Here is a 12,685-nt window from a genome sequence, read left to right as displayed (position 1 = left end):
ATCGATTTGAATCGCGTAGAGGGGAAATATTAACGCCCGTCATTCCTTTGCTGATTTGCATTTTACTTTAGGTGTGTCTTTTTCGAGCGGCATGAGCGAGGCGTATATGCAGCTGGCGCTTTCTATGATCCCCGTCATGCTGGTCGGTTTCGTCATGTGGAAGTTCATCGAAATACCTTTCGAGCGCATGAAGCAGTTTGCCAGACCGCCGCAGACGCCTGCGGGCGGGCCCGGGAGCTGACACTTGGCGGCAGGTGCAGGGGCAGCTTCGCGCCGAAGGGTCCCAGCGTCAGTTTTCGGGTTGTCGGTGTCTCAGCGGCTTGCTCGCGCCGAGCGCAGGAAGAAAACAGGGCGTCGCCGGGCGTTTCTCGCTGCGCCGCAAGTTGAGCGCCCCTGGACCTTGGCAAGTCCAGCGTGCCCCGCCGCTCCTCGCGCAGGATTTTCCAGCCCTGCAGAGCTCCTGTTTCAGGCCTCGCGGCGGGCGATGGCGAACGGACCGAAGGCTTGCTGCACGGCGCGGTGGACACTTCCGTGGCGGTCACGCCATAGGCCGCGAGCCGGATTGGGTCGAGCCAGGCGCGCATGGCGAAGGTCTTGCTGCCGAGTAGCTCCGCAGTCTGCACGCCTTGCACCGCCTGCAGCTTCGGCTGCACCACGCGGATCAGGTAATCTGTGATCTGATTGGCGGCGATGGCCTCGCTTCGGAAGCCGATATACATGGCGTCGATGGTTTGCCCCACCTTCACCGTCAGCACCGGCTGCTGCGTGCCGGAGGGCAATTGGTTCAGCACCGAATTGACCTTGGTGTTGATCTCGGTGAGCGCCTTTACGGTATCGTAATTGAGCCGCAGGTTCGCGGTGATGGTGCTGGTGCCGGTGGTGCTGGTGGAGGTCATGTAGTCGATGCCGTTGGCCTGGGCGATGGCGTTTTCCAGCGGCGCCGTGATGAAGCCGGCCACCACACATGGTGTTGGCGATGATGAAGGCGCCGAGAGCGATGCCCCCGATGATGACGTATTCGAAGGGTGCCACACCACATCAATGTGGCCGCCGGACCCGGCGCCGCCATTCAGCAGATCGCAGCGTATTTGGCTGCGCTCAGCCGCGACGGGCAATTGCGCATCCCCGATCCCGACTTCGCTGCGCACCAATTTCTCGCGCTCGTCACAGAAGATATCAAGCTGACGGGAACCCTCGCCTTTCCGCCTCCGCCCGCCCGCCCGCGCCGCCGATCATTTGATCAATAGCGGAATTGCCATGTTTCTCGCCTTCTACAAGACATGATCAAAGGCGCCGGTCCGCCGGAAACGCCAAGAAGACTTCATTTGCGATTGCAGATCTCAGCATGAGCGGCGGCGCTCCGGTCGTTTCGGACGTCCCGCGACGCGAATTGGGCATCGGCTGAACAAGCCAAATGCCTGGTCCGCGGACCAAGTGGCGCAGTAAGGCCGATAAAAGGTCATCCGGGCACGCCGAACCAGCGCGACGCGGCCTGTCGGGCGCCCTCATCATGGGGGGCGGTGTCGCTGGCCCAGGCAATAAAACCATCAGGGCGCACGAGCACCGCGCTCAATCCCAGACGATCCTTCACATCGGAAGAAATATAATCGATCCGCCCCGGCCAGCGGTTCGCAAGCGCCCGTAACGGTGCATCGGAGGCGAAGTCCAGGAGCAGGCCACGGCCGTCTCGCAGAAGGCGTCCCACCTTCGTTCCATCGGCCAGTTCAAAATCAGGGACGGTCTGGCCGACGCGCGGATGGCTGCCACCGAGATCATAGTGCAGGGATAAACCCCACACTTTTTCAGCGAAATAGGTTGCCCCGTCCCGCGTTCCCATGAGATCGCGGACGATGGCTTCGAGCGCGCGGGTGCTCGGTGTGGGCCGCAGGAGCGCCACTTGGGCGCGCGACCAGTCGAGGATCCGGGCTCCCTCCGGATGCCGCTCGGCGAAATAGCTGTCGAGCAGTCCGGCGGGCGCTCGGCCGTGAAGGGTGGCGGCCAGCTTCCAACCCAGGTTCATGGCGTCGCCGAGGCCGAGATTGAGACCCTGGCCGCCGAGGGGTGAATGGATGTGCGCCGCGTCGCCCGCGAGCAGCACCCGCCCCCGGCGATAGGCCGTCGCCTGGCGGGCGCTGTCCGTCCAGGTGGCTGCAAGGTGGAGCGTGGACAGGGTGACGTCGGTGCCCGAGATCCGTCGCAGCACCGCTTGCACGTGCTCGCGCGTGATCGGCCGTGTCCTGTGGAAGGCACCGCCGTCGAAATCGACCATCGCGATCATGCCGGGCTTGGCATAAGTGTACATGCCCGTGGGGGTGTAGGTGCGCCCCGGGCTCAGAGTATCCGGGTCGGCCAGATCGGCCTTGACCGAATAGCCGGTGAACTCGGGATCGGTGCCCACGAACGAGAAGCCGCCAGCTTTGCGCACCGTGCTGCGGCCCCCGTCGCAACCGACCAACCAGCGTGTGTGGAAGGTCTCTTCCCCAGCGCGGACGATCACCCCAACATCCGTCTCGTGGAAGTCCTCGACATCGACGCCGCGCCGGATCTCCGCCCCCATTGCCGTCGCCTGCGTGGCCAGGACGGATTCGAGGGACTGCATCTCCACCGCAAGATTGACTCCAGCCGGGCTGGGCAGCCGATGCGCCCACCTCGCGGCGTCGATATCCTCGTGAAAGAATGGGATGCCCGCAAAGTGGCCCGCCGGCCGCCGCTCTTGTTGCATCCAGTGCGCAGAGGCCTTGGTCGTGCCTGCGGCATCATTGGCGCGCTGGGCCGCGACGATCGCATCGAGCAGGCCGCGGCGATAGAAGGCCTCGATGGTCGGCGCCGACAGGCCGCGCATCCCGAACGGCAGTGCCTTCAAGGGTGAGCGCGGATCGGCGGCTTGCTCCAAGACAAGCACGGAGACCTGTGCGAGCCGCAGCTCGCACGCGAGAAACAAGCCGACCGGGCCGGCGCCGGCAATAATGACATCGTGGTTGTGAGCGTGGGACATGCGCATGGACGGCTCCTGGGTCGAAGATGTTCGACCGGAGCGTTCCTCGGTTCCGAGACCGCACGGACGAACGCAACGGCGCCTCAACAGCGCCCGACGTTCGTCGTGGGGATCTCAGGCCCGAAGCCAAAGACCAGAGCTTTCGTTACCGAAAGGACTTGGGCTGACCAAGCCAAGTCTGCCTTTTCCGACACACTTTATGTAGCGCAGGCAGCCTTGGGCCGCAACAAACGGATGCCACGGCGAGCGTGGGACGCATCAGATAGTCAGGGGAGGCGGGAGGCGAGCGGGGGAGCATAGGAGGGGTCCGCCCGGTCCCGACACGCGGGCATCGGGCGGGCGCCGGGCTGATTACCGAGCACCATCTGCTTGGGAAATGCCCCCGCTTCCATGCGGCCGCGCGATCCCACTCTCCTGTCAGCGCGCGGGCAAGCCTATCCCGCCAAGCGCTCACGGTAATGCTGAAGCACTGGCGCGACGCCCTCTGGCGAGAAGACCGAACGCAGGCCCGCCGCCGAGTCCTCGGCGGCGACCTTGGCACGCGCGGCGATCATCGCTTCGGCGTGCGCCACGGCCGCCCAACCTTGCCCGGAGGTCAAGGCCTCCGCCAGATCGGCCGCATCCGCCAAGGCGAGGTTTACGCCTTCGCCGGCGAAGGGCGACATGAGATGGGCGGCGTCTCCCAGCAATGTGAGGCCGGCCCGGCTGGTCCAGCTGTGGCCGATGGGCAAAGCAGAGAGCAGGCGAACACCGAGAAGCGTGCCCTGCCGGACCATGTCCGTAAGCTTGGGCGCCCAGCCGTCGAACACCTCCAGCATCGCCGCACGCACCTGCTCTGGCGACTGGTGGACGAGGGTCTGAGCCGCCGCCTCGGGCAAGCACCAGCCCGCATATCCGCGGATGTGGCCGTGCCCGTTGCGCTGCGCCACGAGGGCCCGGTTATCGCCCACGGCGAACATCTTGCCGCTGCCAGCCAATTCCGCGACGAACGGGTGCGTCTGCGCCTCGAAGCCGAGCTCGACAAACACAACACCCTCATAGAGGGGCAGGGCGTTCGACAGCAGAGGCCGCACCCGAGACCAAGCGCCATCGGCACCGACCACGATATCGTAGACGTCTGCACCGTCTTCAGTGACCACATCACAGGTGCCATCGGGCCGGGGTCGGACCTCGCGCACCCTGGCGCCCCAACGCACGGTTCCCTCGTCAAGGGAGTCCAGCAGAATGGCTCTCAGGTCGGTGCGGTCGATCTCCGGCCGCTCGAACCCCTCGCCGTCATAGTCGAACAACAACGTGCCCGACGGATCATAGAGGCGGTCGCCCTGGTCCTCAGGCCGGGCATGGGCGTGGAAAGCCGCCTCAAGGCCGCCGAGGCGCAGCGCGCGCTGCCCCGTCTCCACGTGCAAATCCAGCGAGCCGCCCTGCGGGCGATAAGCTGAATGCGGATCGCGCTCCAAGACGGTCGCAGGCGCGCCGCGAACCTGAAGCAGGCGCGCGAGCATCAGCCCGCCCGGGCCGCCGCCGATGATGGCGATGCGAGGTAAGGTTGCCATGTGAGCCTCTTCCTATTACATAGGTGCCTATATAATACAAACATAGGGGCCTATGCAATGGCGGAAATCGAGTGGAGCCCGATGCAAACGCCGGGGCACTATTTCAGCCGGATTGCCCGTGCCTTTGCCCGTATCGGCGACATCAGGTTACGCGAGCTGGGCTTTGCCACGGCGCAATTGCCCGTGCTGACGGCTCTCAAGGACGGCGCACGGCTGTCGCAGACGGAGCTGGCGCGCTGGGCCAAGGTGGAGCAGCCGAGCATGGCGCAGCTTCTGGCGCGCATGGAGCGGGACGGGATCATCCGCCGCGAGCCGGACCCAAGGGATCGCCGCAGCAGCCTCATCGCGCTGACCGACGAGGCGCGCGCAAAGCTCCCGGCCGGCCGGGCGATATTGGAGGCCGGCAATCGCGAGGCAATGCAAGGCTTGTCCGAAGAGGAGGTGGCGACCCTGATCAGCCTTCTGCAACGCGTGCTCGCCAATGCCCAGGAGATGGAGAGGCGGGCGGCTTCCTAGGAAGCGCATGCCCTGTGGCCCTTCAGCGTTCTGCTGGGTCGCCGCCCGCTGACGTCCGGATTCCGCTGCCGGGCCCTGCCTATCCTGGTGCGTACTGCCGGTTCGCATTCCGCCACCTCCGGGATGAAGGTCCGATTTCTGACCTCTTGCCGATTTCCGGTCTGCCGCATCCTGCGGGTCAGGCACCCTTCGCCGCTGGGTCCGGTTGACCGACGGATGCCGACCATTGCGCTATGCTTCTTCCGAAATCATGGTCTTCAAGCTGTTTCCGGCGGATTCAGGTGGTAGCGCGTGTATCGACGCTCACCCGTTCGCGTCAGGGCGCCTTTCTTGACCAGATCGCGTAGATCGCGCGTGGCCGTGGGGCGTGATGTGCCGGCGATCGCGAGGTAGTTCTCCGCGCTCAGGCCGCCGGTGAAGCCTTCTGGGCCCTCGCGAAACAGGCGGGCGAGGCCTGCCAGCCCGTGGTCCAAGGGAGCAGTCGCAGGTCCTCGAAGCGCAAAGAGTGGGCGGGGCTGCCGGGCCAGCAAAAGCCTGCCGTCTTACCATTCACGCTCGGCTATTCACGCGTCCCACAATCTAGCTTAAGCGTGGGATTAGCGAAATTAATGCTGACAGGCGATCCATGCACGCGGATTTTCAGGACGTCGCCCATCGCCTTTGGGATGAAATTTCCGATTTCGAGCAGACCCAGTCCGGCTCCGCCGTGACCCACCTCATGGGCGCGTTGTGCAAGCAGGTGGGCGCGTGGAATGCCACATGGGCCGGCGCCATTCGGGTGAACGACGCGTCCGACGGCGATCCGCTTCAAGGGTGGCGGGTCGGTGCGGTTCAGGCGTTGCATCCGGTCGAGCCCCACCCGGATGAAACCCACTTCAGGGAAATCCTCGATGTTTGGGACCGTAGAGAGATCGACCCGTCTTTCCTGCTGCCGCTTAAGCAGGTGGGGGCCTTCAGAAGCTATTCGCTGCGGCGCGAGTTGCCGCGCAGCTGGTTTTCATCTGAATTCTACAAGCGCCACTACGCCTCCGTGGGCACGCGCGACGCCGTATTCGTTGCCTTTCCGCTTAATGATGATTGTGAGTCGCATTTCGGTTTTTATTCCAAGAAAACCTTCCGAGATCAGCATATTTTAGAACTGATCTACGCGTTGCGCGGGATAAAGTGGTTCCATCGCCACTTAATGTTGAGCAACGGCTTATTTCTGGCGAAAGAGTTACTCACACCAGCCGAGCGCAAAGTCCTGCGCCTTTTGCTCACCAAGGCGTCGGAAGCCGAGATCGCGCACGCTCTGGACCTTTCGAAGGCAACGGTGCATCAGCGGGTCACAAGTATATTTCGGAAGTTCGGCGTTTCCAGCCGCGCAGCGCTGATGAGCCTATGGATTCAAAGTGCGAGCTGAACTCCAGCACATAATTGTATCCTCTATTTAGAGGAATGGTGAAAATAAAGCCACGATACTATGCTTCGCCGACGACGCTGCGCGAGGGTGGCTAACGACACTCGCCTGTGCATGGGGGCTGGGATGGCGGGGCTGATGGGGGGTGCTGGAGCGAACGTTCCGCGCCAGCGTGTTCTTTCGCGGCGCGCGATTGTGCTGCTATCCAGCTCGGTATTGGTTTTCGCTTCTGGTCCGGTTCTGGCTCAAGCGTTGCCCACCGGCGGCAGCGTATCGTCTGGGCAGGCATCCATCTCGTCTTCCTCGGGATCAAGCATGCTGATCACCCAGGGCTCGCGCACTGCCATTATCAATTGGGGCAGCTTCTCCATCGGTGCCGGAAACAGCGTGCGCTTCGAAAATGGCGCGGGCGCCACGCTCAACCGCGTCACCGGCCTCTCGCGCTCGCAGATCGATGGCATGCTTTCCGCGACCGGCAGCGTCTATCTGGTCAATCCCAACGGCATCACCGTCGGACCGGGCGGCCAGGTGACCACTGGCGGATCGTTCGTGGCCTCGACGCACGATGTCTCGGATGCGGAGTTCCATGCCGGCGGAGCCATGACCTTCCGGGGATCAAGCAAGGCCAGCGTCATCAACTACGGTACCATCGGCGCGCTCGGCGGCGACGTGGCCCTGATCGCTCGGAAGGTGGAGAATGCCGGCACCATCACTGCGCCCAACGGCACAGTGGGGCTGGCGGCCGGCTATGAAGTGCTGGTGCGCGACGCCGCGCTTTCCGACGGCAAGTTCGTGGTGAAGGTCGGCGGGGCCGATACCGAGGCGAAGACCTCCGGTGTCATCAAGGCCGCCGAGGTGGAGCTGAAGGCCAATGGCGGCAACGTCTATGCGCTCGCGGGCAACACGCACAGCCTCACCAAGGCCACCGGCGTCGCCAGCAAGGGCGGACGCATTTTCCTGACCGCCGGCGAGGGGGGCACCGTCACCGCCACCCAGAAGATGGTGGCGCGCTCCACGCCCTCGGGAGCACGGGCGAAGGGCGGCGAGATCCGCGTCTCCGGCGGCAAAGTGACGATCGCGAGCAAGCTAGATGCCCGTGGCGAGGGGGACACGGGCGGCACCATCGTCGTGACGGCCCGCGAGATCGAGCTGGCGGCGGGAGCCGATCTGGATGTGTCCGGATCCGCGGGCGGCCTGGTGCTGGTGGGTGGCGACTATCAAGGCGGCAAGGACGCGGCGACAAAATATCTATCGGCGGCGGTGGCCAATGCCGAGACGGTGACGGTGGCACCGGGCGCCACCATCCGGGCGGACGGCACGCAAGGGGCCGGCGGCAAGGTGGTGGTGTGGTCCGATTCGCACACCAGCTTCCAGGGCTCTCTTTCCGCCACGGGCGCCGGTTTGGCCGCCGGCGGCGATGCGGAAGTCTCCGGAAAGGCGGTGCTGGATTTTCGCGGCACGGTCGATCTACGCAGCGAAGGCGGCAGCTTCGGCACCTTGCTGCTCGATCCATACGATCTCACCATTTCGGCGGGAACCAGTTCCGGTATGTCCGGCTTCGATGCCAGCGCCGATAACAGCATCCTCAATGTGACCACGCTTACCGCCGCCCTTGCCGGCGCGAATGTGGTGGTGACTACTGGAAGTAGTGGTTCGCAGGCGGGCAACATTACGGTCGCCACGCCCATTGCCTGGAGCGCGAACAGCGTGCTGACGCTGACCGCGGCGGGCAGCATCCTGATCAATGCGGATATCACCGCGACCGGCGCGACGGCGGGATTGGCGCTGAATTTCGGCGGCAGCTACAGCCTGAACAATGGCGCGCACGTCACCCTCTCGGGCGCGTCCGCCTCCTTCGCCACCAATGGCTCCGCTTATACCTTGATCCACGACGCCACAGGCCTTCAGGCTATGGGAACCAGTGGCCTCTACGCTCTTGGCAACGACATCGACGCCTCGGCCACGGCGGGCTGGAACGCCGGTGCAGGATTCGCGCCCATCGGGGCCTTCGCCGGAACATTCACCGGTTTGAATCACGTCATCGACGGGCTCACCATCAACCGCCCCGACACCGACAGTGTCGGCCTGTTCGGCTCCACGAGCGGCGCGACCATCAGCAATATCGGCCTGACCAACAGCCGCGTCACCGGGCGCGAAAGGGTCGGCGGACTCATTGGTAACCAGATAGACAGCTCGGTTAGGACCGCTTTCAGTGACGGTATTATCGTCGGCTCGCAGGATAATGTCGGCGGGCTGGTCGGCATCGTCTTTGGTGTTGGGAGCGTGACGGATTCCTACACCCTCGGCTCTGTCTCCGGAGGCGGCAGGACCGGTGGCCTGATTGGACTGTTGAATGGGAGCATATCTGCGGTGTCCGTTTCCGGATCCCACAGTCAGGCGAGCGTCGCCGGGACCTCGCAGGTCGGTGGCCTGGTGGGCTTTACCGTGGGCGGCGATTTCTCGGTGTCGGTCAGCAACAGCTACAGTGTCGGGAGCGTGACCGGCGACAGCAATGTCGGCGGGTTGATCGGTGATGCGCGGGGAAGCATTTCGAATGTCTACAGCACCGGCCGCGTTTCAGGTTCGTCATCGGTCGGTGGGCTGATTGGCAATGACATCGCGTCGATCAGCGGCGCGTATTGGGACGTCGACAGCTCGGGCACGAGCAATGCCGTGGGCGCGGGCAGCGGCACCGGCATTACTGCGATCTACAGGTCTTCCGCGACGCCGAATGCGTTCGCGCAGGCCACTTATGCCGGATTCGACTTCGCCAACACTTGGTACATGATCGAGGGCTCGACGAGGCCCTTCCTGCGCTCGGAATATTCCACCACCATCGCCAACGCCCACCAGCTCCAGTTGATGAGCATGAATCTTGGCGCCAGCTACACGCTGGGCGCCAATATCGATCTCTCCGTCCTGCAGCAGCCCGCACAGATGTGGAGCAGCGCGGGCTTTTCGCCGGTTGGGTCGATGGCAACGCCCTTCACGGGGAGCCTGAATGGCGCGGGCCATACGCTGGCCAATCTCTATATCAACCGGCCGAGTGCCGATTATACCGGCTTGTTCGGCGCCATGGGGAGCGCCACGATCGCCAATATCGGATTGCTCGGTGGCTCCGTGGTGGGACGGGGGCAAGTGGGTGGCATTGCGGGTTACGCTGGCAACTCAAATCTCCTGCAAGTATATTCCAGCGCCGCAATCTCCGGGTACAACTTTACTGGTGGCCTTCTGGGGGAAAGCTGGATCGGAAGCATCGTCAATTCTTACGTGACGGGTTCGGTCTCTGCCCTCGGCTCCACAGGCGGGATTATCGGCTATGCGGAGGCAACCACCCTTTCCAGCGTCTATGCGTCTGGCTACGTCTCAGGCGGTGTCGGAGGAGGGCTTATCGGTGTTTTTGGCTACTCCCCCACATTAATGAATGTCTACTGGGATAGTGAAACGACCGGGCGATCGACCAGTGTCGGCGGCGGCGTTACGCTTCCGGGCGGCACTGCGCTTACGACGGCCCAATTGCAGGGCACCTTGCCCGCGGGCTTCGACCCCACGGTTTGGGGCACGGGACCGGGGCTGTATCCCTATCTGAAGGCGTTCTACGGGGCGGGCGAGGTGCCCGTCGCCATTTCCGGCACGGCCTATACGGACAGCGGCACGACGGCCTCCAAGGGCGCGGGCGTCACGGTCATGGCCGGCGGCAGTCAGGTCGGGCGCGCGACCAGCGGCGCCAACGGTTATTATTACGTCTTGTCCGCACCCGGCTTCACCGATCCCGGCACCGGCTTCCTGGCTTATACATCCTCGTCCGCCAGCTATGGCGGCGGCTCGTCGGGCCTGAATCTGTGGGGCAATACCCTGCGCGTGGCCACGGGCGCCACGACGAATTCCGCCATGGAGACGGCCCTCGCCGGGGCCTATGGCTCGAATACGGCCGTGGCCACGCTGCTGAGCGGGCTCGCCAATCTCGACGTCTCGGCCTCCGGAGCCTTCGCCGTGGATACGGCCGTCACTCGCACCGGCACCGTTGGCATCGCGGCGGGCGGCGATCTCGAGATCGCGACAACGGGCACCGTCCAGGGCGGAGGTAATGTCACCTTGTCCGGCAGCCACTTCGTCAACCTGCGCGGCGCGGATGCGGTGGCAAGCACCGGCGGGCGCTGGCTGGTCTATCTGCCGGGCTCCACGGGCAACACCTACGGCGACCTCGACAGTGCCAATTATGCGGTCTGGAACCGGACGCTGGCGGACGGAGCAGTGGCGCAGAGCGGCAATCGCTATGTCTTCGCCGTCCAGCCCACAGTGACCATCACGGCGGATGCGGCAACCAAGACCTATGGCGATGCCGTGACCCCAACGGCCTACACGCTGTCCGGCGAAACGGCAGGGGTGGCCGGCGCCTATCTCGGCATCGACAGCGGCGCCTTCACCGCCGGCCCGACCCTCGCCAGCACCGGCAGCGCCGCGATGGCCGATGTCGGCGGCTACACCATCACCGCCTCGGGCGCCACCACGGACCTCGGCTTCGCCATCACCTATGGCACCGGCACCCTGACGGTTGATCCCGCCACGCTCATCGTTACCGCGGACAGTGGCACCATGGTCTATGGAGATCCGGTGCCGACGCTGGGCTACGGCGCCTCGGGCTGGAAGAACGGCCAGACGGACAGCTTGCTCACCGGTGTCGACGTGACCACGGACGCGACCTCCACCTCCGACGTGGGAACGAGCTACACCACCAGCGCTTCCGGAGGCACCCTTTCCGGCGCTGCCGCGGGGAACTATGTCTTCTCCTACGTGGGCGGCAGCCTCTCCGTGACGCCGCGCCCGCTGACCATCACCGCCGACGGCCAGAGCATGGCGTATGGCGATACGGTGCCGGGGCTGACCTACGGGGTCGGCGGCGGCGGGTTGGTGAATGGCGACACGCTCTCCGGCGCGCTGGCCACAACAGCGTCTTCCACGACGGGCGTGGGCCTCTATGCCATCACGCAAGGCACGCTGGCCGCGTCAGCCAATTATAGCCTGAGCTATGTGGGGGCGAACGTTTCGGTGACGCCTCGGCCACTGAGCATCACCGCCGACGGCAAGAGCATGGTGTATGGCGATACGGTTCCGGGACTGACCTATTTGGTCGGCGGCGCTGGCCTGGTGAATGGCGATACGCTCTCCGGCGCGCTGGCCACAACCGCCTCGTCCACGACGGGCGTGGGCCTCTATGCCATCACGCAAGGCACGCTGGCCGCGTCAGCCAATTATGCGCTCAGCTATATGGGGGCGAACGTTTCGGTGACGCCTCGGCCACTGAGCATCACCGCCGACGGCAAGAGCATGGTGTATGGCGATACGGTTCCGGGATTGACCTATCTGGTCGGCGGCGCTGGCCTGGTGAATGGCGATACGCTCTCCGGCGCGCTGGCCACAACAGCGTCTTCCACGACGGGCGTGGGCTTCTACGGCATCACGCAAGGCAGCCTCGCGGCCTCGCCCAACTATAGCCTGACCTATACCGGCGCAAACCTCTCCATCACCCCGCGCCCGCTTTCGGTGACCGCAGATAGCCTGAGCATGATCTATGGCAACGCCACGCCGGCGCTCACCTATGTCGTCGGCGGCGCGGGCTTGGTAAATGGCGATACGCTGACCGGGGCGTTGGCGACGAGCGCCGCGTCCACGTCCGACGTGGGCACCTACGTCATCGAACAGGGTACGCTCGCCGCCTCGTCCAACTATGCGGTCGACTATAGTGCGGGGCTTGTCCGCGTGATGCCGCGGGCGATCACTGTGGCCGCTATCAATCAGCAGCGACCGGTGGGAACTGCCAATCCGGTCTTCACCTACACGCTCGGGGGCCTCGGCCTGGTGAATGCCGACGCGCTCTCGGGCGCGCTTGCCAGCCCGGCAGATGCGCGTTCGGCAATGGGGCAATATCCGATCCTTCAGGGAACGCTGACCGCCACGGCCAATTATGCGCTGGCCTACTTGCCCGGCGTGCTGACAGTCATCGGCGATAGCCAACCCGGCGCGACCGACTTCGTGGAGACACGCGCAGCGGACCAGTTCATCGCCACCCTCGACACCAAAGATCTCGTCTCCCTCCTGTACCAACCTGCCTTGCCGCCCGACGTCGCCCAATGCGGCGCCTCGTCGGGCGACCCGTGCGCACTTCTGCCCACCGCCGCCAACTTGCCCAGCGGCCGTTGGCTGAGCTTCCGGAGCCAGTGA

The 12,685-nt window shown here is 64.6% G+C and carries 6 protein-coding genes and 2 pseudogenes; 4 read left to right on the top strand and 4 right to left on the bottom strand.

The window, feature by feature from the left end; all coding sequences use genetic code 11:
* Positions 1 to 515: 515 nt before the first annotated feature.
* Positions 516 to 959 (bottom strand): annotated as a pseudogene (locus tag V5F78_RS11805) (efflux RND transporter permease subunit); the annotation flags it as partial.
* 66 nt (positions 960 to 1,025) lie between these two features.
* Between V5F78_RS11805 and V5F78_RS11800 the strand changes: the two are divergent.
* A complete protein-coding gene (locus tag V5F78_RS11800; RefSeq protein WP_509276224.1) occupies positions 1,026 to 1,247 on the top strand; it encodes a TetR/AcrR family transcriptional regulator C-terminal domain-containing protein in 222 nt (73 codons plus the stop codon).
* A gap of 212 nt (positions 1,248 to 1,459) precedes the next feature.
* Here the strand turns inward: V5F78_RS11800 and V5F78_RS11795 are convergent, their stop codons facing one another.
* Both V5F78_RS11795 and V5F78_RS11790 read right to left on the bottom strand, forming a co-directional pair.
* Positions 1,460 to 3,001 carry an FAD-dependent monooxygenase gene (locus V5F78_RS11795; RefSeq protein ID WP_394067882.1) on the bottom strand — a complete coding sequence of 514 codons (1,542 nt, stop codon included), beginning with the start codon at positions 2,999 to 3,001 and terminating at the stop codon, positions 1,460 to 1,462.
* Between the two features lie 428 nt (positions 3,002 to 3,429).
* On the bottom strand, positions 3,430 to 4,548 hold the full coding sequence (locus V5F78_RS11790; protein WP_394067884.1) for an FAD-dependent oxidoreductase: 1,119 nt from the start codon (positions 4,546 to 4,548) through the stop codon (positions 3,430 to 3,432).
* Between the two features lie 57 nt (positions 4,549 to 4,605).
* Here V5F78_RS11790 and V5F78_RS11785 point away from each other — a divergent pair, with 57 nt between their 5' ends.
* Positions 4,606 to 5,064: a MarR family winged helix-turn-helix transcriptional regulator gene (locus V5F78_RS11785; protein WP_394067886.1), complete on the top strand. Its 459-nt coding sequence runs from the start codon at positions 4,606 to 4,608 to the stop codon at positions 5,062 to 5,064.
* A 257-nt stretch (positions 5,065 to 5,321) separates the two neighbouring features.
* Here the strand turns inward: V5F78_RS11785 and V5F78_RS11780 are convergent.
* Positions 5,322 to 5,516: pseudogene (locus V5F78_RS11780) on the bottom strand (DUF4172 domain-containing protein); the annotation flags it as partial.
* 173 nt (positions 5,517 to 5,689) lie between these two features.
* Here V5F78_RS11780 and V5F78_RS11775 point away from each other — a divergent pair.
* A complete protein-coding gene (locus tag V5F78_RS11775; RefSeq protein ID WP_394067888.1) occupies positions 5,690 to 6,466 on the top strand; it encodes a helix-turn-helix transcriptional regulator in 777 nt (258 codons plus the stop codon).
* Positions 6,467 to 6,526: 60 nt separating this feature from the next.
* On the top strand, positions 6,527 to 12,685 hold the full coding sequence (locus tag V5F78_RS11770) for an MBG domain-containing protein (protein WP_509276223.1): 6,159 nt from the start codon (positions 6,527 to 6,529) through the stop codon (positions 12,683 to 12,685).

Source organism: Roseixanthobacter glucoisosaccharinicivorans (genome assembly GCF_043195095.2).
In the GTDB taxonomy this organism is placed as follows: domain Bacteria; phylum Pseudomonadota; class Alphaproteobacteria; order Rhizobiales; family Xanthobacteraceae; genus NCEH01.
Note: the sequence above shows the minus strand (reverse complement) of the source record. Positions and strands in the feature narration are given on the sequence as shown.